This window comes from Mesorhizobium sp. M0701, from assembly GCF_040320365.1.
Taxonomy (GTDB): Bacteria; Pseudomonadota; Alphaproteobacteria; order Rhizobiales; family Rhizobiaceae; genus Mesorhizobium.
Window position 1 is genome coordinate 46,716 of record NZ_JAMYPO010000033.1, and the last position, 23,730, is coordinate 70,445.

The following is a 23,730-nucleotide window of genomic DNA, read 5'->3' on the forward strand; positions in this document are numbered from 1 at the left end:
GGATCGCACTTTCGGGAAGCAGTCTTCCCGCTAAGGCGCGAGATGCGCGGCTGGCGACCAGGGTCGCCGCCAGGAGCCGCGCCATGGACGGAAACACGGAAGGTCGCCGGCTTCGCGAGAAGCGGCGGCCTTTTCCTTTTTGGGCTGTTGTCCCCTATTTGGTTACGGTTAACATCTCGACGTTGCGCGCTATATCCTGGAAAGCCTGGTTGAGTTCCGTTCCATTGGCCGCCTGATAAAAGTGCTTGATCTTGGCGGTGTCCGGGCTCGCGCAATCCTGGAGCGTCGCCTTGGCATTCGTTTCGTTTAGGTCAAAGCCAATGGTGAAGACCTCGATGCCCTTGTCGCGCATGGCAGCGCAAAGTGTCTTGGCGGCCGTGCGGGTCGGCTCCTTGCCGGCGTCATTGTAGACGTCGCTCACCGTGCTCGCATCGAAGTAGGACAGGTTGAATTCGCCGTCGGTCATCAGGATCGCAATCTTGGCAACCTTCTTTGGATCCATCTTGGCCGGCCGCTGCGAAGTCCTCATGATGCCCCCCCAGTTCTCCGAGAGCATGTACCAGGTCCACTGCACGCCGATATGGCCGGCGGTGCCGCCGGAGGCGACGAAATTCTTGATGACCGTCTTGAGCGCCGTCGCATCCGCTGTCAGCGGCATCAGCGCGGCGCTCGGGCAGGCGGCGGTGCCGGTTTGCCACGCGAAGGACGACAGCAGGTAGTCGCGGTTGACCATGCTGGCGTCGGGGCCCGCGTCCGAATATTGATAAATCCCCTTGCGCTCGGTGGCGCAATTATCGGGACGGATAAAGCCCGAGACATACTGCACGGCGTCATTGGCCGGCGCCTGTTTGCGTTGACTGGCGGTGGTTTCCACATAGACGCTGGTGGCGGCAAGTGTACCGGCATTCACCGAATTGGCATAAGGCACGATGGCAACCCGCACACGTGGCTTGGCAGGGTCCTGGCCGCCCAGGAAACTGTCAACGGCATTCGCCGCGGCCGCCCGTAGATCGATGATTTTCTGGCCGGCCATCGACCCGGTCACGTCCAGCATCATCGCGACTTCGATCTGCTTGTCCGAATAGAGCGCCGTCGTCGATGCGGGGACGCGTTGCATGCCACCCGTGCTGAAAAGCGGGAAATAGTAGTTGACGTTGACATGGACGTCCGCCTGGACAGTCTTGGCTGTCCTGTCGACAACCAGATTGTCGAGGACGATCTGGTTGTCCTGGAGGATACCCGCCGTGCTGTTGGCATCGAGAAAGGCCTGCACCGATTTGCCGGCGTCGGCCTCGCTGATGACGCCGGTTGTCAGGTCGCGGGCCGTCGAGGTGACCGCTGCATCGACCACGCCTTGCAGGCTCGATTTTACATTGTAGAGTTGGGACACGTTGACCGCAAAGCCGACACTCAGTGCCAGCACTGAGCCGATTATCCCAAACAGGACTGCGAAATTTCCGCTGCGATCCCCGGCAAAGCCGCCGATCGCCTGAACAAGACCCCCGAAACGCCGCATTCCTTCCGCCTCCATTCGCTACAGCCTGCAGCTGTCCGAACGCGCATTGCAGGAATCCGGCCGGATCGCGCCGCCAGGCCCGGGAAAGCGACCGGCCCGCGATCAGGTCATTGTTTCCAAACGGTTTCGAGCGGCGGCAGGGTAAACAGCGGGTAAACGAAAGCTGCGCCGGCACGGCTTTGTTGACAAAGCGCTTACCACGAACAGGCTCGCAATTCAGGACGACTGGACTGCGTCCCAATCCGGTACAGACGAGATGTATCGAACCGGTTCAGCACGATCGCGGTGGCGGGAAATGGAAATACGGACTGTGAATGTGTCCCGAAAGACTAGGCCAGCATCCGTGCGCTGACCGTCTTGTCGACGCCACGATAAGGCGGCTTGAACAGATTACCTTCCTGCTCGTGCGTCCAGACCTTGAACAGGGTGAGCCGATGCGGGCCAAAACTGTGCAGCAGCGGCACGTCGGTGGCATCGCGGCCGCGGGCGATGACGACGCGGCCGATCCTCGGCACATTGTGGCGAGGATCGAAAGTGTACCACCTGCCGTCGAGGAACACTTCCACCCACGCCGAGAAATCCATCGGCGCCGGATCGGCGGGCACGCCGATATCGCCGAGATAGCCGTTCACGTAGCGGGCCGGGATGTTCATGCAGCGGCAGAGCGTGATCGCCAGATGGGCAAAGTCGCGGCAGACGCCGACGCGTTCCTCATGCGCCTGCGCCGCCGTGCGGGTCGAGCGCGCATAGCCGTAGCCGAAGGACAGGCGGTTGTGGACATAGTCGACGATGGCCTGCACCCGCGCCCAGCCCGGCGGAAGCTGGCCGAAAAGTTGCCAGGCCAGGTCGCCGAGATGGTCGGTCTCGCAGTAACGGCTGCCGAGCAGATAGCCGAGCACCTCGTCCGGCAATTCGGCAACCGGGACTTCCCTGGCCAGCGTGTTGACTTCGTCCGTCTCGCCGCTGTCCTCGACCACCGCGTCATAGAGGATGCGAAAGCTTCCGGCCGGTGCCGTGAAGCGGCGGCAGCTATTGCCGAAAAGGTCGTGGTAGACCCTGGTCGGGACCGACGGCGAGGTCAGCACGCGCGTCTGCCGCTTGATGTCGGCCTGGCGATCCCTGTGGATATCGAGCAATGAAACGACCGGCGTTGCTGCAACGCATTCAATGGCAATTTCATAGCCGAGCCGAATCAGCATCGCCCTCCCCTACGATCGTCATGGAAGATAGTGCCGATCAACGCGGGACAGTGCGTGGCGGTTCCTTGTGGTCGTCAAAAACGACGCCTCGCGGCTTCCCATACGGACGCGGCAACGTTACGGTCGATTGACACGCGTCTTTCGAAATAATCCCTCCAAGATGACCCCGGGAAACCGATGTTTGCAGGCAGAAAATTCGCGGCCTTCCTGTTCGATATGGACGGCACGATTCTCAATTCGATCGCCGCGGCGGAAAGGGTCTGGGCAGCGTGGGCGCATCGGCAAGGTCTTGACGTCGCCGCATTCCTGCCGACCATCCACGGCGTGCGGGCGATCGAGACCATCGGCCGGCTGGCGCTCCCAGGCGTCGATCCTGCCCGCGAAGCCGATTCGCTTTTGCAGGCCGAGGCGGCCGATGTCGAGGGCATTCGCCCGATTGCCGGCGCCGCGGCCTTCCTGGCGTCGCTGCCGCCTGGAAGCTGGGCGATCGCCACTTCGGCACCGCGCGAGCTCGCCCTGCTGCGCCTGCAGGCCGCGGGTATTCCGGCTCCCGCCGTGATTGTTGCGGCGGAGGATGTATCGCGCGGCAAGCCGGCGCCCGACTGCTTCCGGCTGGCGGCCGAACGGCTCGGCGTCGATGTGGGCGACTGCCTCGTCTTCGAGGACGCGCCGGCCGGCATAGCGGCGGCCGAAGCCGCGGGCGCTGCAATCGTGGTGATCAGCGCCACGCACCGGCATCCGTTGGAGACGCCGCATGCCACCATCGCCGGCTATAACGCGATCGGCATCGCCGTCGATTCCAGCGGCTGGATTGCCATCGGAGTGGAGCGGGCCGCGCTGCCTGTTTGACTAGCACCCTGCCTGGGCTAAAAGTCGCTGGTCAGGCCCTTGACCTCCCAGTCGCCATAGCGGCCAGGCTCCTTGCCGCCGCGCCCGCCGATCTCCCTCGGCAGCGTGGCTTCCTGCTCGCGATATTTCTCCCGCCGGGCCTCGGCCTCGACCAAGGCGCGCCTGGCTGCCGGGGTCAGCGGCTTTTGCGGCGAGCCGTTAGCATGCGTTTGGCTGGTTTTGTCGATCATGCGATCTTCCGCTAGATTGAAACAGGCCCCGATTGAAACGGGAACCGCTGTTTCCCATCATATAGCGATGGGCCCACAAGGATCGACCCCTTTGTTGGGCCCAAATGGAGCAGACGATGAACACCCTTCGCACCGCCATGCTTTTGGCCGCAATGACGGCCCTGTTCATGGGCGTCGGCTATCTGGTCGGCGGATCCGGCGGCATGATGATCGCCTTGCTGATCGCCGCCGGCACCAATTTGTTCAGCTATTGGAACGCCGACAAGATGGTGCTGTCGATGCACCGTGCGATCGAAGTCGACGAACGCAACGCGCCTGAATATTACGCCATCGTGCAGGGTCTCGCCCAACGTGCCGGCCTGCCGATGCCGAGAACCTATCTCATCGACAATCCGCAGCCCAATGCCTTCGCCACCGGCCGCAATCCGCAAAATGCCGCTGTCGCCGCCAGCACCGGCCTGCTCGAGCGGCTATCGCATGAAGAAGTCGCGGCGGTGATGGCGCACGAGCTCGCCCATGTGCAGCACCGCGATACGCTGACCATGACGATCGTCGCCACCTTTGCCGGCGCAATTTCGATGCTCGGCAATTTCGCCTTCTTTTTCGGCGGCAACCGCGACAACAACAATTCCTTCGGCATCGTCGGCGTGCTGGTGGCAATGATCGTCGCGCCTTTGGCCGCCATGATCGTGCAGATGGCGGTGAGCCGCACCCGCGAATATGAGGCCGACCGGCGCGGTGCCGAAATCTGTGGACACCCGCTGTGGCTCGCCTCGGCGCTTGACAAGATCGCGCGGGGCGCCGAACGCATCCGCAACCCGGATGCCGAGCGCAATCCGGCAACCGCCCATCTCTTCATCATCAATCCTCTTTCCGGCGAGCGCATGGACAGTTTGTTTTCCACTCACCCGAGCACAGAAAACCGCATCGCCGCGTTGCAGAGGATGGCGAGCGAAATGGCCGGCGCACCCGAAGCGGCCGCGACGCCAAGGCCGGCGCCGGAAGCGACCGGGCAGCCGTCTGGTCCGTGGGACAGGGCCGCGCGGCCCGAGAGGCCGGCTGAGCCGGCCAAGCCGAGACCCAATCCCTGGGGACGCAATCCGACCGGCCCCAAAGGTCCGTGGTCGTGACGAGCGCGACAGACAAAAAAGGCGGGATCTCGCTGGCGGAAATGCGCGATCTTTGTGCAAGGCACTGGAACCCTATCGGCATACCGATGGCGAGCATAGCAACATCAAGTGACCTGGGCTTTCGCCCACTTCCTGAAGATGAATATGACACCTATCTCCGCCACATCGTCCGACTTGTCGGGGATGGTGCATCTCCAAAGCAAGTCGCGGACTATGTCGGCACGGTTGAGAAAGACTACATTCAGGTGATCTCACCCCTAGGAAGTAAAGAAGATTTTGTCAGCGCCATATTTAAACTAGTCAACCGATCGCCGACACAATGAGGCCAACTCACAGTGAGGCTTCAGAAGCTCGCGGTCTCGCCGCGCGCAAGGCAGCCGCGCGCCTGCTTGCCGCCGTCATTGACGCGAAAACGCCGCTCGACGGGCTGACCGACCATGAAAACGGCCATCCACAATACAAGGCGCTCGACCTGCGCGACCGCGCTTTGGTGCGCGCCATTCTGGTCACCGCCCTGCGCTACCGCATGACCATATCAGGCCTTTTGGCCCGTCGCCTGGAAAAGCCGCTGCCGCCCAACGCCACGGCGCTTTCGCACATTTTGCATGTGGCGGCAGCGCAGATCCTGTTCCTCGATGTTCCCGACAGCGCCGCCGTCGACCTCGCCGTGACACACGCCAAGTCCGATCCGCGCACGGCGCGCTTTTCCGGCCTCGTCAACGGCGTGCTGCGCACGCTGGCGCGGGCCAAGCAGGACGAGCTCGCCGCAGCATTTGCCGCTACCGACGAGGCGCCAAAATGGTTTTCCGACCGTTTGAAAACAGTCTACGGCCTCGACAAGGCCCGGCAGATACTGCTCGCCCATCGCCATGAGGCACCGGTCGATTTCTCGGTCAAGTCGGACCCGGCGCTGTGGGCCGAACGGCTCGGCGGCTTTGTCTTGCCGACCGGCACGGTGCGGGTGGAAAAGCTCAGCGCTTCCGTGACCGAACTGCCCGGCTTTGGGGAAGGCGCCTGGTGGGTTCAGGATGCAGCGGCCAGCCTGCCGGCCCAGCTGTTCGGCGACATCAATGGTTTGCGAATCGCCGACCTCTGCGCCGCGCCGGGCGGCAAGACCGCCCAGCTGATCCTCCCCGGCGCCCACGTCACCGCGCTCGACATGTCCAAAACGCGGCTGGCACGGCTGACGCAGAACCTCGAACGGCTCGGTCTGGCCGCCGAGATCGTCCAGGCCGATCTGCTCAAATACGAGCCGAAGGACCTCTTCGACGCCGTCCTCCTCGACGCACCTTGCTCTTCGACCGGCACGGTGCGGCGGCATCCCGACGTCCCCTGGACGAAGACGGTGGCCGACGTCGAAAAACTGGCCGACCTGCAACGCCGGCTGCTTGCCCGCGCCGTCACCCTGGTCAAGCCTGGTGGACGCATCGTCTTTTCCAACTGTTCGCTCGATCCGCTGGAAGGCGAAGAGCTCTATCGCGACTTTCTCGCCGGCAATGCGGAGATTGTCGACGACCCGCTTCGGCCGGGTGAGATCGCCGGCATCGACCCGTTTCTGACGCCGCAAGGCACGTTGCGCACCACGCCTGCCGATCTGAAGCTAGGCTCGCCGGGCCGCTCCGGGCTGGACGGCTTCTTCGCCGCCCGCATGCGCAGAGCCGGCTAAGGGCCGATCTTGAAGCGCCATCCGGCTTCTTGGGGCGAGGAGGCATGGAAAACAGGCTGAACGGCCCCACTGCCGCGGAATTCGCCTTCGCACAAGTTCTTGAATCATATAAACTTGTGCTTGGGTGAGGACGATCAGGAGGGGTTTTGGCAATCGCTGCCGGTAACACGACGCGTCTGTGGACGCTTGTCGCGAGGGAGTTCTGGCGCAAGACGCGCCGGCGCTTGCGCGCCGGGCCACTCTATCGCTGGCGCTACTCAGGCCGTACGCCGGAGCGCGTCCTGATCGCCCCACCGGACCTGCGGCTCGCCGATCCTCAGATCGCGCTCGAGATCTATTACGGCCGCTATCCGCTTTCGGGGCATCTGGTCGAGACCGGCGGCAAATCGCCCTTCCAGATCGACGTGCCCAATCCCGGCTGGCAGAAAACGCTGCATGGCTTTCGCTGGCTGCGCCATATGCGTGCCGCCGGTACCGAGCTCGCCGCCGCCAACGCGCGGGCGTTGGTTTCCGACTGGATTGCAATCCATGGCAGCCATATTTCCGGCGTCGCCTGGGAGCCTGGCACGACGGCCAAGCGTGTCATTGCCTGGCTGCAGCATTCGTCGATCGTGTTGCAGGGCGCCGAATTTCCGTTCTACCGCGCGTTCTTGAAATCGCTCGCCGTCCAGATCCGCTATCTGCGCGCCATGGTGCGCGAGATGCCGGACGGCAAGGACAGGCTGCGCGCCCGCATTGCGCTGGCCTTTGCCGCTTTGTCGCTGCCGGCGCCGGCCTCGGCGCTACGCGGTGCCACCCGCAATCTCGCCGAGGAGCTCGACCGCCAGATCCTGCCTGACGGCGGCCATCTCTCGCGTAATCCGATGACCGTGCTTGAAATCCTCGCCGACCTTCTGCCGTTGCGCCAGACATACGCCAATCAGGCCGAGACGCCGCCGGCCGCCCTGATCGGAGCCATCGACCGGATGCTGCCGGCACTGCGCTTCTTTCGCCATCAGGACGGCAGCCTTGCCCGCTTCAACGGCATGGGCGCCACCATTCACGACCGTATCGCCAGCATCCTGCATCACGACGACACCGCCGGCGCACCGTTGCTGCACGCGCCGCATTCGGGTTATGAGCGCCTGTCGATGGGCGGTGTCACTGTGATCGCCGATACCGGCCTGCCGCCCCCCGTCGACGTATCCAATGCCGCTCACGCCGGATGCCTCGCCTTCGAATTATCGTCGGGCCGCCAGCACTATATCGTCAACGCCGGAATAGACACTTATGGCGCCGCCGAGTTCCGGCCGCTTGCCCGCGCCACCGCCGCCCACTCGACCGCCACCATCAACGACACGTCGTCGGCGCGTTTCAATCACTCCTTGCGCGTCAACGACCTGCTCGGCACGCCTTTGATCGGCGGGCCGCAGCATGTGCCTTGCAAGCGCACCGACCAGAAGGGCAGCCAGGGCTTCATCGCCCGCCATGACGGCTATGTGGCGCGCTTCGGCTTCCTGCATGAGCGCGAGCTGAAATTATCGACCGACGGCAATGTGCTTGCCGGCAGGGACCGTTTCCTGCGCCCGGGCGGCGCTTCTATCCGCAACAATGGCCGTGACTTCGTCACGGTGCGTTTCCATGTCCATCCCGATATAAGCCTGCTCCAGGATGAGCATGACCGTCTGGTGCTGGCCGCCGACCATGCCGACACCTGGGTGTTTACCTCTACCGAAGTGGTGCCCGAGGTCGAGGAATCGATCTATTTCGCAGGGCTTGGCGGCCCGCGCCGCAGCCGCCAGATCGTGCTTGCGTTCAAGGCCTCGGAAATTTCCGAGGTCCACTGGCAATTGACGCGCACCATCATCGCCGGCCGTCCGGAAAAAGCTGAAGCCGATGGCAACGGCAGACACTGATCAAGTCTTGCGGCTTGATTTCCGGGCCTCATATGCTACGGCCCGCGGACGCTCTCCAACCAGAACTGGAAAGGCCGCCAGCCCATGGCCGTCGCCGCCAAGAACATTCCCGCGCCCGACCTTGTACCCATCCGTCGCGCGCTCCTTTCCGTCTTTGATAAGACCGGCCTGATCGATTTCGCCAGGGCGCTGGCTTCGGCCGGCGTCGAGCTAGTCTCGACCGGCGGCACCGCAAGGGCCCTTGCCGAGGCAGGCATGGCGGTGCGCGACGTGTCCGAGCTCACCGGCTTTCCCGAGATCATGGACGGCCGCGTCAAGACGCTGCACCCGTCGGTGCATGGCGCACTGCTTGGCGTGCGCGACGATCCCGAGCACGCCGCAGCGATGCGCGACCACGGCATCGAGCCGATCGATCTCGTCGTCTCCAATCTCTATCCGTTCGAAGAGGTGCGTCGCTCCGGCGCCGACTACGCGGCGATCGTCGAGAACATCGACATCGGCGGCCCGGCGATGATCCGTGCCTCGGCCAAGAACCACGCCTATGTCGGCATCGTCACCGATCCCGATGACTATGCCTCGGTGCTCAACGCGCTGGAGATGAATTTCGGGTCGTTGTCGCTGGATTTCCGCAAGAAGCTGGCAGCCAAGGCCTTTGCCCGCACCGCCACCTACGATGCGGCGATCTCGGGATGGTTCGCCGAGGCGCTTGAGATCGAGCATCCGACATGGCGCGCCTTCGGCGGCAAGCTGCAGTCGGTGATGCGCTATGGCGAAAACCCGCATCAGGGCGCCGGCTTCTATGTCAACGGCGATAGGCGGCCGGGCGTCGCCACGGCGCGCCAGCTTCAGGGCAAGCAGCTTTCCTACAACAACATCAACGACACCGACGCTGCCTTCGAGCTGGTCGGCGAGTTCGACCCGTCGCACTCCGCAGCAATTGCCATCATCAAGCACGCCAACCCGTGCGGCGTCGCTGAGGACGCTTCGCTGCAGGCGGCCTATGCCAAGGCGCTGGCCTGCGACCCGGTCTCGGCCTTCGGCGGCATCGTCGCCATGAACCGCGTCCTCGATGCCGGAACCGCCGAAGAGATCGTCAAGACCTTTACCGAAGTGATCATCGCACCGGAGGCGTCCGAAGAAGCAGTGCGCATCATTGCCGCCAAGAAGAACCTACGCCTGCTGGTCACCGGCGGCCTGCCCGACCCGCGCGCGGCGGGCCTTGGCTTGAAATCGGTTGCTGGCGGTTTGCTGGTCCAGGGCCGCGACAACGCGGTGGTGGATGACCTCGAGCTGAAAGTGGTGACCAGGCGCGCTCCGACGCCGGCCGAATTGGCCGATCTGAAATTCGCTTTTCGCGTGGCAAAGCACGTCAAGTCGAACGCCATCGTCTATGCCAGGGATGGCGCTACAGTCGGCATCGGCGCCGGCCAGATGAGCCGGGTCGATTCCTCGCGCATCGCGGCGCGCAAGGCGCTCGACGCGGCCGAGGCTGCCGGCCTGACGGAGCCTTTGACCAGGGGCTCGGTCGTCGCCTCGGATGCCTTTTTCCCGTTCGCGGATGGGCTTTTGTCGGCAATCGAAGCCGGCGCCACAGCCGTCATCCAGCCCGGCGGCTCGATGCGCGACGACGATGTCATCGCCGCCGCCGACGCTCACGGCATTGCCATGGTCTTCACCGGAGTGAGGCATTTCCGGCATTGAACGCGTTACCCTCCCGCTGCGGGAGAAGGCAAGAGCAGCTCACTCCGCCGGCCGATCCGCTGGATAGGGCGTGCCGATCAGGATCGCCATGCCGGCGCCAAGGAACAGCACGATCGCGGCCATGCCGAGCCGCGCCGAGCCGCTGGCCAGGGTGATCGTGGCCACCATGAAGGGTGCGGCAAAACTGGTTGCCCGGCCGGCCAGCGCATAAATGCCGAAATAGCGGCCCGATTCGGCTGCGGTGACGCTGCGCGCCATGTAGGAGCGCGACGATGCCTGCACCGGCCCGAAGGCAAGCCCGATCAGCAGGCCGTAGAAAATGTAGGCTTTTTCCGCCGCCGTGCCGAACAATCCGCCACCATCCAGTCCGGGCATCACCCAGGCGCCGAACAGCGTATAGCCCGGTCCGGTCGAAACGATGCCGATCGTGGCAATGCTCAGCATGACCAGCGAAATCATCACTATGGTCTTGGAACCCAGCGCTGTGTCGAGGCGTGCGGCAACCAGGCAGCCGACGATGGCAACGACGTTGAGGATGATGCCGAACAGGCCGATCTCGGTAATCGACCAATGGAACATTGCCGCCGCAAACGTTCCGCCTAGCGCCAGCAGTGCGTTGACGCCGTCCTGATAGATCATACGGGCGACGAGAAAGCGAAAAATACCGCTGCGCTTGCGCACTTCGGCCAGCGTCGACTTCAGTTCCGATAGTCCCTCGCGCACCGCCGGCCCGATTGGAATGCCTTTGATCGCATCAGGCGTGAAGAAGAACATCGGCAGGATGAACAGGAAATACCAGGCCGCCGACAACGGCCCGGTAGCGCGCGCGTCCTCGCCGAGCCTGGGGTCGAGGCCGAAGATCGGGTCGAGCCCAACGACGGTCTTGCCGGTTTCAGGCGAGCCGGCCATGACGGTAACGACGAAGATCAGTGCGATCATGCCGCCGAGATAGCCGAGTCCCCAGGCCATGTTCGAGATCCTGCCGATGTCGCTCTTCGGCACCAGGCGGGGCATCATCGAATCATTGAACACAGTCGAGAATTCCGCCGCGACCGACGCCAGCGAGAACAACGCCACGACCAGAAAAAGATTAGAGCCGGGCGCGGCGAACCACAGCAGGGTGAGGCAGGTGATTTTAACCGCGGCGAAGAAGGCTATCCACGGTTTGCGTGGTCCGGTCTGATCGGCGATCGAGCCGAGGACCGGCGACAAAACGGCAATGACGAGGCCGGCGGCGGCAATGCCGTAGCCCCAGGCCGCTTGCCCGGTCTCTGGATTGCTGGCCATGCGCGAGACGAAATAAGGACCGAAGATGAAGGTGGTAACGACCGTGAAAAACGGCTGTGCCGCCCAGTCGAACAGCATCCATCCCCAGATGCCGCGTCCCGATGCCCGCTGCACTGCCATCTCAGCCATGTCCCCTCCGCTGGAGCTTGCTCCATGCCGATCGAATCGGAATGACGCTCCGTCTTCTTGTTGAGCACGATCTTGTCCAAAAGCCGATCGTCACTTTTTGGGATCATGCTCCGGTGCCCCCCAACGCAGGGCGCCGTTCGCTCAATAGCGCAGTTCTTCCCGGCAATCCCGCGCGATGTGGAAGACGTCTCACAGCTGCGTCAGATCACTCATCAGGCCGGACGCCACCGACAGCCGCGACACGGTGATGTCGCCGCCCTCGGTCAGCGCCTGCAGCCGCTCGCGGATGCGTCCGACCCGTTCGCCGCCGGCCTCCAACCATGCCGACACCGGATCCGCCGCCTCGGCATGGCCGGCCAGCGCCGCCACCGCGATGCCGCGCCTGGCCGCGCCGATCGTGTCGGTAGCGCGGGAAAGCGCCAGTTGATCGTAATAATCCGAGGGCGTGATCGAGCGCGCCGCATCTTCGACGCGCGGGATACGGAAGACATCGCTGACTGCAAAAAACGCCTTGGCGGCAGCGACGATGCCGGCATTTGCCGTCCGCGCCGTCAGCGCTATGTCGGGGATGAGTTCCGCCACATCGGTCAACGCCAGTTGCTCGGCAAGGCTCTCGGGCGCGCCGCCCCTCGACAGGCTGTGCCGCCGCTCCTCGATCCGCTCGCGCGAGAAGGCCGGCAGCAGCGAAACGAGCTTCGGCTCAAGCGCCTTGCGCGCATCCTGCAACTCGGCAATCCGCTGCCCGAGCAGTGCAGTGCCGGCATCGTTCTTCAGGTACCAGCCGCTCGTCACATAGATCAGCCGGCTGACCGCCTGATAGAGGTCGAGCTGGATCTGTCCGTCGATCTGGTTGTCGAGCGCGTCGATCTGGCGATACAGCGCCGGCAGTGCAAAGCCATCCCGCACCACGGCGAAGGTGCGCACGACATCGGCGGCACTGCGCCCGGTCGCTTCCTGCAGCCTGTTGACGAAGGACGGGCCGCCGCGATTGACCAGGTCATTGGCGACGGCACGGGCGATGATCTCGCGGCGCAGGCGATGGCCGTGGATTTCCGCCGCATATTTCTTTGCCATGCGGTCGGGAAAGTAACCCATCAGGTCGCGGTCGAAATGCGGATCGTCCGGCACGTCGCTGGCGACGATATCGGAAAACAGCACGATCTTGGCATAGGCAAGCAGCACGCCGAGCTCGGCCCGGGTGAGCGGCTCGCCGCGCGCATCGCGCTCGGCAAGAGCCGCCGGCGACGGCAGCGTCTCGACGGCACGGTCGAGCAGCCCGCGCGCCTCGAGCGCCTCCATGAAGCGGCTCTGATGGGCAATGTCGGCAAGGCCGCGCTTGCGAGCAAGGGACAGCGCCAGCGTCTGCTGGTAATTGTTGGACAGCACCAGGGCGCTGACCTCGTCGGTCATCTCGGCCAGCAATTTGTTGCGCGACGGCCGCGTCAGCGATCCCTTCCGCATGGCGGAAGCCAGCGCGATCTTGATGTTGACCTCGACGTCCGAGCAGTTCACGCCGCCCGAATTGTCGATCGCATCTGAGTTGCAGCGGCCGCCATTCAATCCGAATTCGATGCGCGCCCACTGCGTGACGCCCAGATTGGCGCCTTCACCGATGACCTTGGCACGCAGGTCGAGCGCGGTGATGCGGATCGCGTCATTGGCACGGTCGCCGACGTCCTGGTTGGTCTCGCCCGATGCCCTGACATAGGTGCCGATGCCGCCGAACCACAAAAGATCTGCTGGCGCCTTGAGGATGGCACTCATGATCTCGACCGGCGTGGCCGTTGTCTTGCCGAGGCCGATAGCTGCAGCCGCGGCGGCCGGCAAGGTGATCGACTTCTGGCTGCGCGAGACGATGATGCCGCCTTCGGACAGCTTCGTCTTGTCGTAATCCTGCCAGCTTGAGCGGGCGAGAGCGAACATACGCCGGCGCTCGGCCATCGAAGCGGCCATGTCGGGATCGGGATCGATGAAGATGTCGCGATGATCGAAGGCGGCGATCAGCCGGGTCTGCTCCGACAGCAGCATGCCGTTGCCGAACACGTCGCCCGACATATCGCCAACGCCGACGACGGTGAACGGCGTGGTTTGGATGTCGCGGTTCATCTCGCGGAAATGCCGCTTGACCGCTTCCCAGGCGCCCTTGGCGGTAATGCCCATCTTCTTGTGGTCGTAGCCGGCCGAACCGCCGCTGGCGAAAGCGTCGTCGAGCCAGAAGCCGTGCCTTTCGCTGATGGCGTTGGCGATGTCCGAGAAGGTCGCCGTGCCCTTGTCCGCGGCGACGACGAAATACGGATCATCCTGATCGCGCCGCACGACGCCGGCTGGCGGGACGACGCCGTCCAGCCCGATATTGTCGGTGATCGACAACAGGCTGGAAACGTAATTCTTGTAGGCGGCCGTGCCGGCCTCGAAAATTGCGTCGCGCCCGGCGCTCATCGGCAGCTTTTTCGGGTAGAAGCCGCCCTTGGCGCCAACCGGCACGATCACCGCATTCTTGACCTGCTGTGCCTTGACCAGGCCGAGCACCTCGGTGCGATAGTCCTGCGCACGGTCCGACCAGCGCAGGCCGCCGCGCGCGACCGGGCCGAAGCGCAGATGCACACCCTCGACCTCGGAGCCGTAGACGAAGATCTCTCGCCATGGCCGCGGCGCCGGCAGCCCGTCGACCGATTGCGAATCGAGCTTGATCGCCAGCGATTGGCCTTTCTGTTTCGTATCGGCAACGAAATGATTGGTGCGCAGCGAGGCTTCGATCAGGTTCAGATAACGGCGGATGATGGTGTCGTCGTCAATGTTGGGAACGTCTTCCAGCGCATCCGTGATCTTGGCTTTCAGATGTTTGGCCTGAACGACGCCTTCCGTCTCGGCCGTCGGGCTGAGGCGGGCGACAAACAGCGCATGCAGGCCGCGGGCGATCTCGGGATAACGTTTGAGCGCGGCGGCGATGAAATCCTGGCTCTGCGGGATGCCGGCCTGCTGCAGATAGCGGCCATAGGCGCGCAGGACAGTGATCTCGCCCGACCACAGGCCGGCGGTCTGGGCAAGGCCGTTATAGCCGTCATTGTCGACATCGCCGCGCCAGACGGAAAGGAACGCATCCTGGAACAGCGCGCCGCCATTGCCGAGGTCGATCGGCCTGCCGTAGCTGTTCTCGAGTTCCATGTCGTGGATGAAGACCATGCCGGATTGAATGTCGCCGACCTCGAAAGTGCGCTCGCTGATGACGCGGAAACCGATGTTTTCCAGCACGGGCACGCGCCGCGACAGCGCCACCGGGCTGCCATGGTGATAGATCTTCAGCGCAGCCTGATGCGGCTTCTGGACGGTGTGACGGTAATAGTCGATGGCGATCGGATTTGACGTATCGAGCTTGGCGATGCGCCCGGCGTCGGCCAGCGCCACGGCCGGCGGAAAACTGTCGCGATAACTTTCCGAAAAACGCGAGGCGATGGCCGTGAGTCTCGCATCGGCGCCGGTCTCTGTCGCGGTCTCGCGCAGTGCATCGTCCCAGGTCCGTACGATGTCGCGGATCGCCGCCTCGATCGTCGCCTGCTCGACCTTCGGCGTCTTGCCGCCGGAGCGGCCGATGATGAAATGGACGCGCGCCAGCCCGCCTTCCGGGAAGGCCGGATAATAGGCCGACAGCCGGCCTTCGAAGACGGTCTTCAGATAGGTGCCGATCTTCTCGCGCACGACGCTGTCGTAGCGGTCGCGCGGCACGAAGACGAGCACGGAGACGAAGCGGTCGAACTGGTCGACACGCACCAATGCCCTGACGCGCGGTCGCTCGATCAAGCCCAGTATGGCTTCGGCATGCTTGCGCAGGATCGGCACCGGAACCTGGAACAGCTCGTCGCGCGGATAGCTCTCCAGCACGTTGATCAAAGCTTTGCCGGAATGGTCGCTTGGATTGAAGCCGGATTTGGCAATGACGGTTTCCGCCTTCGAGCGCAGGTAGGGGATTTTCATCACCGAGCGCGTATAGGCAGTCGAGGTGAACAGGCCGACGATACGGAGCTCGCCTGAAAGCACGCCTTTGCCGGTGTAGGTCTTGACGCCGATGTAGTCGAGGTAGATGCGGCGGTGCACCGATGACTTGGCGTTGGCCTTGGTGACGATCAGCGGTTCCGGCCCATGCAGGAAGGCACGGATTTCCGGCGTCGTGCTCACCGCTTCGGTGCCGCGCCTGAGCACCAGCACGTCGGGATCGGAAAGGATGCCGAGGCCGGGCTTTTCGGCGCGCTCGAGCATGCCGCTCGTCTCGCCGCCGGTGTAGTTGAATTCGCGCATGCCGAGAAAGGTGAAATTGTCGTCGCGCAGCCATTCGAGGAAGGCGATCGCCTCGGTGACATGGGCCTTGTCGAGCGGCACTGGCGAGTAGCGGAATTCCGAGATCGCCTGGTCGAGGCGGGCAAGCATCGGCTTCCAGTCGGTGACGGCGGCTCGCACCTGGCCGAGCAGCTTGGTCAGGCGTGCGGCCAGGCCTTCGGCCTGCTCGGCCGAAAGGCGGCCGATATGGACATGGATGACGCTCAGTCGGTCATGGCTGTGGTCGCCCTTGGCATAACCGCCATCGCCGAGGATTTCCTCGACGCCGTTCTTGCCGTGCCTGACGACTATGACCGGATGGGTAACCAGCAGCGGCTCGCCAGCGCTTTCTGTAATCTCGCCGAGGACGGAATCGAATAGGAACGGCATGTTGTCGTTGACGACGGTGATCACCGTCATCGGCCGGCCCTGGCGGACGACACCGGAATCGACGTCTATGGCAACGACGCAGTCGTCCTTCTTGTGCCTGGCCACTGCGCGGCCGGCGAGTTCGGCAGCGCGTTCGAGATCGATGACGTCATAGGCGGCGACATCTTCGGCCGGAGCTCGGGCCAGCAAGTAGTCGGCAAGCCTGCCGGGCTTTTCGCCACCCGCGGCTTCACCCCTCGTCACGCCGGCTTTTTTCAACCGGCTCGCTGACTTTACGCTGGCCATGAGTCCCTCCCGTCACATGTTTTTGCGGCTATGCTAACAGATGACGGGTATTTGGCGACAAAGGTTTGACGGCTTGCGACGAAATGTCGGAATTCACCGGCAGCCTGGCGAAAACGAGGAGAAATCCGCCATGACGGAGAAAATTACCGCGCTTGACCTGGCACCAGCGGAGCTGAGCGACGCGACCAAGGCCTATTTCGCCAAGTGCCGGGAGAAGCTCGGCCTCGTTCCCAATGTGCTGCTCGCCTATGCCTTCGACGAGAAGAAGCTGCGCGCTTTCACCGACATGTACAATGATTTGATGCTGGGTGAATCCGGCCTGTCGAAACTCGAGCGCGAGATGATCGCGGTGGCCGTCTCGTCGGTCAACCATTGCTACTATTGCCTGGTCGCGCATGGCGCGGCGGTGCGCCAGCTTTCCGGCGACCCGGCCTTCGGCGAGATGATGGTGATGAATTTTCGCGCCGCCGAGCTTTCGGACAGACAACGCGCCATGCTCGAATTCGCGGTGAAGCTGACCGGGCAGCCGGCAAAGATCGTCGAAGCGGACCGGGCGGCGCTGCGGCAAGTCGGCTTTTCCGACCGCGACATCTGGGACGTCGCCTCGACCGCGGCGTTCTTCAACATGTCGAACCGGCTGGCATCGGCAATCGATATGCGGCCGAACGATGAATACCATGCGATGGCGCGATAGGGCACCGCCGTTGCGAGCCAACCGCACATTATATTAGCTACTTCGCATTCTCGTTGCTTGTTTGCCGGTTTGGTCCGATGATCGGCATGCGGCATGCCGCATGCCGGTTCGATGCCGCCGATCAAAGGAGGAGAACATGGCGAAATTTCTCTACGTCTATCACGGCTCGGGCAAGATGCCGACCGAGGAGGCCGAACGGAAGGCAGCGATGGATGCCTGGAACGGCTGGTACGGCAAGCTTGGCTCAGCGGTGGTCGACGGTGGCAATCCAGTCGGCATGTCGAAGACCCTGCTGCCCGGCGGCAAGGTCGAGAACAATGGCGGTAGCAATCCGACCGCCGGTTACACCATCATCGAAGCGAAAGACATCGACGATGCCGTCGGCAAAGCCAAGGATTGTCCTATCCTGACGGACCCGGGTTTCAGCGTCGAGATTGCGCCGATAATCGAAATGGGTTGACGCGCCGGCTCAGGACCGCGCCGCGATAGCCGCCGCAGCGCCGGCCATGGTTCCGGCGCTGACGCGGTTGGCGATCTTCATCGCCCGCTTGCTTTTGAGCAGCTTGCGCGCCTGTGATGCGGCGAGCACCCAGGTCAAATCGATAGCGACCAGGACAACGGCCATGGTCGCGGTCAGCTCGACCCAGCCGATCATGCTGACCGAACCGAGGTCGATGATGGTCGGCAGCAGCGCCAGATAGAACATCATGATCTTGGGGTTGCCGAGCGTCACCGCCATGCCGGCAAAGAACAGTCTGACGGGCGAATCTTCGCGCGGCAGCGCGCCTTCCTTGGTCTCGACCGGTGCCGTCCACATCTTCCAGGCAAGCCAGCCGAGATAGGCGACGCCGACCCACTTCACGACGACAAAGGCTAAATGGAACGTCTGCGCCACCACGGCGAGGCCAAACACCGCCAGGGACAGCCAGATCGCTTCGCCGATCCACATGGCAAGCAGGAACGGAAACACGTCGCGAAACCCTTTCGAGATGACCCGCGCCACAAGAGCGGCGATCGATGGGCCGGGCGAGCCGGCTGCAACTAGCAGGGCGCCGGCAAAAATCAGCAGCGACGTGAAATGCATAACGCGGTCTCGTTTGAAATGTTTGGGTCGTTCAACATAACCCAACTGTTCCGGCGACGGTAGCGTCTACCGAAAGAAGGCTTGTCGGCCAGGCACCTCACGGCTAGAGATGTCGTTCCGAAATCCTTTCCGAGCTTCACTTTGCCTACGTAACCGCCGGTCTCGTCAACTCCCCCAACACAGAGCAGGGCGTCGCAGTCGCGATGCCTGTTTTCACATCATGTGTTCCTCGGGTGGCGGTTCGAGACCGGTTTGGCACTGCTGAACCGCTGTCGCGCATAACCACCCGCGACACCTGATTTCCAACTACCGCAGTCTCTCGCCACGCCGTGCCCGCAAGGGTTCTCGATATCGCCGATCTGACGAACTTCCCGACGGGAAGGGCTTTTCGGCATGCCTTCGATACTGCGTATCCGCTGGGCGATCACACCCAAGACCGCACCTCGACCTCACCTCAACTGCAATCGCTGCGGCGGCCTGAAAGCCTATCGCTGCAGCGGCAAATTCCGGGTCAATGCCAACGGCAAGCGCATTCACGCCTGGTTGATCTACCGCTGCATCGACTGCGACAATTCCTGGAATTTCGGCATTCTGGAGCGCTGCAGCCGCCGCGATATCGAACCGGCAATATTGCAGGCGCTCGAAAGCAATGATCCGGTCCTGGCGCGGCGCCATGCTTTCGATGTTGCCGCATTGCGAAGCAGTATCGGGCGCGTCGAGGAGTTTCCCGAAGCCATCGTTCATAAGCAGGTGCTCGGGGACAGGCCGGAAAATACCAGCGCTCTCGAACTTCAGCTCTGGCTCGAAATGCCGACAACGCTGCGGCTCGACCGGTTGCTGGCCAGCGAACTCGGTGTCCCGCGATCGCGGCTACAGGTTTGGGAAGAGAAGCGATTGCAGGTGGTTGGTCCGGACGGGGCCAAAGCCTTGCGCCGGCCGGCGCGGGCGGGAACGGCGATCCGGATCCACCTGTCTGGCGAACCAGACCGGGACGAAATCATTTCGGCTGCAGGTGGATGAGGCGACGGCAAGGGCACCCGTAATCAGAGACAGTTACGGCCAGGGGTCAGTCGCCCTCTTTGGAGGCCGAGCCAATCAAACCCTTGGCCGTATCGAGATCGCTGTCGGCGACTTGCACATGGATCAAGCCAAGCCTGCCCGTGTCGAGAAGATAATTCGCGAGAGCATAAATTCCATAAGCGTCGAGCATCGACACGCAAACTTCGGCCTCGGGTCGATTGTCGTATATGACAGCCGTGACGAGTTTACCGCTCATTGCGCGGTATTGCCCTCTATGCCGCGCCGACCACTTTCGCCGACTTCTCAAAACGCTTGCGCTCGTTCGGATCGAGATAGAGCTTGCGCAGGCGGATGGTCTTCGGCGTCACTTCGACCAGCTCGTCGTCCTGGATCCAGGCCAGCGCGCGTTCCAGCGTCATGCGGATCGGCGGTGTCAGCTTCACCGCCTCGTCCTTGCCGGCGGCGCGGATGTTGGTCAGCTTCTTGCCCTTGAGCACGTTGACTTCGAGGTCGTTGTCCCTGGAATGGATGCCGATGATCATGCCCTGATAGACCTTGACGCCGGGGTCGATGACCATCGGGCCGCGGTCTTCCAGGTTCCACATGGCGTAGGCCACCGATTCACCCTGTTCGTTGGAGATCAGCACGCCGTTGGTACGGCCCGGCAGCTCACCCTTGTAAGGTTCATAGGCATGGAACAGCCGGTTCATCACAGCGGTGCCGCGCGTGTCGGTCAACAGTTCCGACTGGTAGCCGATCAACCCGCGCGTCGGTGCGTGAAAGACCATGCGCTGGCGATTGCCGCCCGAAGGGCGAAGCTCGACCATCTCGGCCTTGCGCTCCGACATCTTCTGCACGACGACGCCGGCATGCTCCTCGTCGACGTCGATGACGACTTCCTCGACCGGCTCCAGCAATTCTCCGCTGTCGCCCTTCTGCATGACGACGCGCGGCCGCGACACGGCGATCTCAAAACCTTCGCGGCGCATCGTCTCGATCAGCACGGCCAGCTGCAATTCGCCGCGGCCGGAAACGAAGAACGAATCCTTGTCAGGTGATTCCTCGATCTTCAGCGCGACATTGCCTTCTGCCTCGCGCAGCAGGCGGTCGCGGATGACGCGGCTGGTCACCTTGTCGCCTTCGGTACCGGCCAGCGGCGAATCGTTGACCAGGAAAGACATCGTCACGGTCGGCGGATCGATCGGCTGCGCGTGCAGCGGCTCGGTCACCGACAGGTCGCAGAACGTGTCGGCGACGGTGCCCTTCGACAGGCCGGCAATAGCGACGATGTCGCCCGCCTGCGCCTCGTCGATGGGCTGGCGCTCGAGCCCGCGGAAAGCAAGGATTTTCGAGATTCGGCCGGTTTCGACCTGGGTGCCGTCATGGTGCAGCACCTTGACCGCCTGGTTGGATTTCAGCGTGCCGGATTCGATACGGCCGGTGATGATGCGGCCGAGGAACGGATTGGCTTCCAGTATGGTGCCGATCATGCGGAACGGGCCGGGATGAACGGTCGGCGCCGGCACGTGCTTGATGACGAGGTCGAACAGCGGCGCCAGAGCCTGGTCCTTCGGACCTTCGGGGTTTTCCGAGACCCAGCCGTCGCGGCCTGAACCATAAAGGATAGGGAAGTCGAGCTGCTCGTCGGTGGCGTCAAGTGCTGCAAAAAGATCGAACACCTCGTTGACCACTTCGACGTGGCGGGCATCTGGCCGGTCGATCTTGTTGATGACGACGATCGGCTTCAGTCCAACCTTGAGTGCCTTGCCGACCACGAATTTGGTCTGCGGCATCGGCCCCTCGGCGGCGTCGACCAGCACGATGGCCGAATCCACCATCGACAGAATGCGCTCGACCTCGCCGCCGAAGTCGGCGTGGCCGGGCGTGTCGACGATGTTGATGCGGGTGTCCTTCCAGTCGACCGAGGTCGCCTTGGCCAGGATGGTGATGCCGCGTTCCTTTTCGAGGTCGTTCGAATCCATGGCGCGCTCGGCGACGCGCTGGTTGTCGCGGAACGAGCCGGACTGTTTCAGAAGCTGGTCGACGAGGGTGGTTTTTCCATGGTCGACGTGCGCGATGATCGCGATATTGCGGATTTTCATGTTTCGGTCTCGGGAGCGTTGCAGGCAGCAGGCCAAAAGGCGCTGCCTCTTTCGGTTGGGCGGCTCATACAGGGTTTTTCGCAATTGCGAAAGAGGAGGCGAGCCACCAAATAAAGTCACCAAATCTTAAATGTCTTGGTGTGAAGTGGAATTATTAACCAAGGCGGAACCTTTCATGGTCCGGACAGTTCGAATTTCATGATCGAGATAGGCATCAAACTCCGGCCGATTTTGGCATGTACCGCGCTCGCCGTCCTCCTCGCGGCCGGCGCGGCGCAGTCGGCGGCGTCGTTCAAGGAGACGCGGTCTGCTTTGCCGTCCGACAAGCCGTCGGCGGAGCAGCTTTTTGCCGATGCTCCCGATGGCGTCGATCCGGTGGTGACCGGGCCGGTCAGCGCCGCCTTCAAGCAGCGGCAGCAAAATGCCGGATGCGACAGCGCCGTCTGGCCCAACATTCCCGTCGTCTGCTATCCCGATTGATATACGTCCTACCCTCGGGCTGGCCCGAGGGTAGTGACGCCGTCGCTCACGCCGACCGCACCGGATCGAGCGTGACCTTGTAGAGTTCGCTGTCGTCGCGATCCATCAGCCGCACCGTCAACTGCTCGGTGGCGCCATCGATTTCGACGAGCCCGAAGAACTGCAGGCCGGCCGAAGGCGGCAGGTTTTGACCCTGTTCGGCAGTTGGTGCCTTTATGAACTTCAGCTCCGGGCCGAATGTCATATCGAAACCATTAGGCCCGAACGTGCCGGAATGGATCGGACCCGAAACGAATTCCCAAAACGGATTGAAGTCCTGGAACTGCGCCTTGTCCGGATTGTAGTAATGCGCGGCTGTGTAATGCACGTCTGCGGTGAGCCAGACAGTGTTGCTGATACCCGCATTCTTTATATAGCGAAGAAGGTCGGCAATTTCCAGCTCACGCCCTTTGGCCGGGCCATTGTCGCCATTGCTGACCGCCTCGGCCCCTACCTTCTTGGTGCCGTCGTTCCAGACGACGAGGCCGAGCGGCATGTCGGCGGCGATGATTTTCCAGGTTGCGTTGGAATTCGCCAGTTCACGCTTCAGCCACTTGATCTGCTGTTCACCGAGGATGCGCGATTGCGGCGTCATCGTCTCCTGCATATCCGGACCGTTGGGGCCGCGGTAGGAACGCATGTCGAGGAAGAACACGTCGAGCAGCGGACCATAGGCGATCTTGCGGTAGACGCGGCCGGGCTCCGACGGCTCGTAACGGATCGTCGTCATTTCGTGGAAGGCGCGCGCCGCACGTGCCGCCAGCACATGGATGGATTTTTCAGTGTAGCGATCGTCGGCGCTCAGGTCCTTCGAGTCCGACCAGTTGTTCAGCACCTCGTGGTCATCCCACTGATAGAAGGTCGGACAGATGGCGCTGAGCGCCAGCACATGCCTGTCCATCATGTTGTATTTCCACTGCGCCCGGTATTCGTCCAACGTTTCGGCAACCTTGCGCTTCTCGTCGATCAGCACTTTGTTTTTCCACTTGCCGCCGTTGGGCAGGTCGACCTCGTCCTTCATCGCACCATCGGCATAGATCGTATCGCCCGAATGCAGGAAGAAGTCGGGCGTGTGCTTGGCAATGGTGGCGTAGGTCTTCATGCCGGTCTCGTCGATGCCCCAGCCTTGGCCGGCGGTGTCGCCCGACCAGGCAAAGCGAATGTCGCGCTTCGAGGCAGGTGCCGTGCGGAAGCGGCCGACGACCGGCTCGGAAACGGCGTTGATGTCGGCAAGATCGGCCGCGACCATGCGGTAGAAGATGTCCTGGTCGGAGGCGAGATCGGTAAGCAGCCGCTTCACCGTATAATCGCTGGCCGGCGAGGTATCGAGCGGCGCCAGGCGGACGGCATTGGTGAAGCTTTCGGTCGACGACACCTCGAACATGACGCGCGACGGCCGGTCGGTGCGTGTCCAGACCATGCCGCTGGTGGCATCGACGTCGCCGGATTGGATGCCATGGGTGAACGCCGGGCGCTGATTGGCGCGCGAGTAATAGGGAAGGGCGAGGCCCGAGGCGCCGACCAGGCCAACGGCGCTGGCCGACGTGACGAAAGCGCGCCGCGTCATCGAAATCTTGTTCATGGCTGTCTCCTGGATGGCATTGAACGTCGCCGCCAAGCTCCAGCTTCAATGTTTCAGGCACATTTCGAAACGATGAAGGTTTGATAACAGTGAACAGGCTGGCGATCTCCCTCGTTGAGGGGGAGATGTCGCCGAAGGCGA

Annotated in this window: 19 protein-coding genes; 10 read left to right on the forward strand and 9 right to left on the reverse strand. The window is 63.0% G+C overall.

The features are described 5' to 3' along the window. Nucleotides 1-154: 154 nt before the first annotated feature. Together NKI24_RS25590 and NKI24_RS25595 are read right to left on the reverse strand one after the other, a co-directional pair. The gene (locus tag NKI24_RS25590) at nucleotides 155-1,516 is read right to left on the reverse strand and encodes a pilus assembly protein TadG-related protein (RefSeq protein ID WP_352749374.1); all 1,362 of its coding nucleotides are present in this window, start codon (nucleotides 1,514-1,516) and stop codon (nucleotides 155-157) included. A gap of 329 nt (nucleotides 1,517-1,845) precedes the next feature. Further along, complete coding sequence (locus NKI24_RS25595) at nucleotides 1,846-2,715, reverse strand: transglutaminase-like domain-containing protein (protein WP_352742876.1); 870 nt, start codon at nucleotides 2,713-2,715, stop codon at nucleotides 1,846-1,848. Nucleotides 2,716-2,892: 177 nt separating this feature from the next. On the opposite strand from NKI24_RS25595, the gene NKI24_RS25600 reads away from it, so the two are divergent. Further along, complete coding sequence (locus NKI24_RS25600) at nucleotides 2,893-3,564, forward strand: HAD-IA family hydrolase (RefSeq protein WP_352749377.1); 672 nt, start codon at nucleotides 2,893-2,895, stop codon at nucleotides 3,562-3,564. 17 nt (nucleotides 3,565-3,581) lie between these two features. Here the strand turns inward: NKI24_RS25600 and NKI24_RS25605 are convergent, their stop codons facing one another. Further along, nucleotides 3,582-3,794 carry a DUF1674 domain-containing protein gene (locus tag NKI24_RS25605; RefSeq protein WP_352451229.1) on the reverse strand — a complete coding sequence of 71 codons (213 nt, stop codon included), beginning with the start codon at nucleotides 3,792-3,794 and terminating at the stop codon, nucleotides 3,582-3,584. A 116-nt stretch (nucleotides 3,795-3,910) separates the two neighbouring features. Between NKI24_RS25605 and htpX the strand changes: the two genes are divergently transcribed. The 5 genes from htpX (at nucleotide 3,911) to purH (ending at nucleotide 10,186) form a co-directional block, all read left to right on the forward strand. After that, nucleotides 3,911-4,924 (forward strand): zinc metalloprotease HtpX, encoded by a 1,014-nt coding sequence (gene htpX, locus NKI24_RS25610; protein WP_352451230.1) that lies wholly within the window; start codon nucleotides 3,911-3,913, stop codon nucleotides 4,922-4,924. Continuing rightward, nucleotides 4,921-5,247, forward strand: a complete 327-nt coding sequence (locus NKI24_RS25615; RefSeq protein ID WP_352451231.1) for a hypothetical protein — start codon at nucleotides 4,921-4,923, stop codon at nucleotides 5,245-5,247. Before htpX ends, NKI24_RS25615 begins: the two co-directional genes overlap by 4 nt. Further along, complete coding sequence (locus NKI24_RS25620; protein WP_352749381.1) at nucleotides 5,244-6,590, forward strand: RsmB/NOP family class I SAM-dependent RNA methyltransferase; 1,347 nt, start codon at nucleotides 5,244-5,246, stop codon at nucleotides 6,588-6,590. The genes NKI24_RS25615 and NKI24_RS25620 overlap by 4 nt, the downstream gene beginning before the upstream one ends. A gap of 146 nt (nucleotides 6,591-6,736) precedes the next feature. Beyond that, nucleotides 6,737-8,485 carry a heparinase II/III family protein gene (locus NKI24_RS25625; protein ID WP_352451233.1) on the forward strand — a complete coding sequence of 583 codons (1,749 nt, stop codon included), beginning with the start codon at nucleotides 6,737-6,739 and terminating at the stop codon, nucleotides 8,483-8,485. Nucleotides 8,486-8,569: 84 nt separating this feature from the next. Beyond that, nucleotides 8,570-10,186: a bifunctional phosphoribosylaminoimidazolecarboxamide formyltransferase/IMP cyclohydrolase gene (gene purH / locus NKI24_RS25630; RefSeq protein WP_352749384.1), complete on the forward strand. Its 1,617-nt coding sequence runs from the start codon at nucleotides 8,570-8,572 to the stop codon at nucleotides 10,184-10,186. Nucleotides 10,187-10,225: 39 nt separating this feature from the next. Here purH and NKI24_RS25635 read toward each other — a convergent pair whose 3' ends face one another. Next, entirely contained in the window at nucleotides 10,226-11,602 is a 1,377-nt protein-coding gene (locus NKI24_RS25635; RefSeq protein WP_352465602.1) for an MFS transporter, read from the reverse strand. 189 nt (nucleotides 11,603-11,791) lie between these two features. After that, the gene (locus NKI24_RS25640) at nucleotides 11,792-16,588 is read right to left on the reverse strand and encodes an NAD-glutamate dehydrogenase (protein WP_352749388.1); all 4,797 of its coding nucleotides are present in this window, start codon (nucleotides 16,586-16,588) and stop codon (nucleotides 11,792-11,794) included. Nucleotides 16,589-16,718: 130 nt separating this feature from the next. Here NKI24_RS25640 and NKI24_RS25645 point away from each other — a divergent pair, with 130 nt between their 5' ends. Both NKI24_RS25645 and NKI24_RS25650 read left to right on the forward strand, forming a co-directional pair. Beyond that, nucleotides 16,719-17,282, forward strand: a complete 564-nt coding sequence (locus NKI24_RS25645; RefSeq protein ID WP_352681815.1) for a peroxidase-related enzyme — start codon at nucleotides 16,719-16,721, stop codon at nucleotides 17,280-17,282. Nucleotides 17,283-17,418: 136 nt separating this feature from the next. Then, the gene (locus tag NKI24_RS25650; protein ID WP_023678126.1) at nucleotides 17,419-17,742 is read left to right on the forward strand and encodes a YciI family protein; all 324 of its coding nucleotides are present in this window, start codon (nucleotides 17,419-17,421) and stop codon (nucleotides 17,740-17,742) included. A 9-nt stretch (nucleotides 17,743-17,751) separates the two neighbouring features. On the opposite strand, the gene NKI24_RS25655 is transcribed toward NKI24_RS25650, so the two are convergent. After that, nucleotides 17,752-18,366 carry a LysE family translocator gene (locus tag NKI24_RS25655; RefSeq protein WP_352451238.1) on the reverse strand — a complete coding sequence of 205 codons (615 nt, stop codon included), beginning with the start codon at nucleotides 18,364-18,366 and terminating at the stop codon, nucleotides 17,752-17,754. 393 nt (nucleotides 18,367-18,759) lie between these two features. On the opposite strand from NKI24_RS25655, the gene NKI24_RS25660 reads away from it, so the two are divergent. Continuing rightward, nucleotides 18,760-19,386 carry a DUF1062 domain-containing protein gene (locus tag NKI24_RS25660; RefSeq protein WP_352451239.1) on the forward strand — a complete coding sequence of 209 codons (627 nt, stop codon included), beginning with the start codon at nucleotides 18,760-18,762 and terminating at the stop codon, nucleotides 19,384-19,386. 46 nt (nucleotides 19,387-19,432) lie between these two features. Here the strand turns inward: NKI24_RS25660 and NKI24_RS25665 are convergent, their stop codons facing one another. Then, on the reverse strand, nucleotides 19,433-19,582 hold the full coding sequence (locus NKI24_RS25665; RefSeq protein ID WP_352749393.1) for a hypothetical protein: 150 nt from the start codon (nucleotides 19,580-19,582) through the stop codon (nucleotides 19,433-19,435). A gap of 76 nt (nucleotides 19,583-19,658) precedes the next feature. Continuing rightward, nucleotides 19,659-21,488, reverse strand: coding sequence for a translational GTPase TypA (typA, locus tag NKI24_RS25670; RefSeq protein WP_352749395.1), 1,830 nt, complete (start codon nucleotides 21,486-21,488; stop codon nucleotides 19,659-19,661). A gap of 198 nt (nucleotides 21,489-21,686) precedes the next feature. Between typA and NKI24_RS25675 the strand changes: the two genes are divergently transcribed. Further along, nucleotides 21,687-21,968 (forward strand): hypothetical protein, encoded by a 282-nt coding sequence (locus NKI24_RS25675; RefSeq protein ID WP_352451242.1) that lies wholly within the window; start codon nucleotides 21,687-21,689, stop codon nucleotides 21,966-21,968. A gap of 46 nt (nucleotides 21,969-22,014) precedes the next feature. On the opposite strand, the gene NKI24_RS25680 is transcribed toward NKI24_RS25675, so the two are convergent. Next, nucleotides 22,015-23,589 carry an alkaline phosphatase D family protein gene (locus NKI24_RS25680; protein ID WP_352742862.1) on the reverse strand — a complete coding sequence of 525 codons (1,575 nt, stop codon included), beginning with the start codon at nucleotides 23,587-23,589 and terminating at the stop codon, nucleotides 22,015-22,017. Between the last annotated feature and the right edge of the window lie 141 nt (nucleotides 23,590-23,730).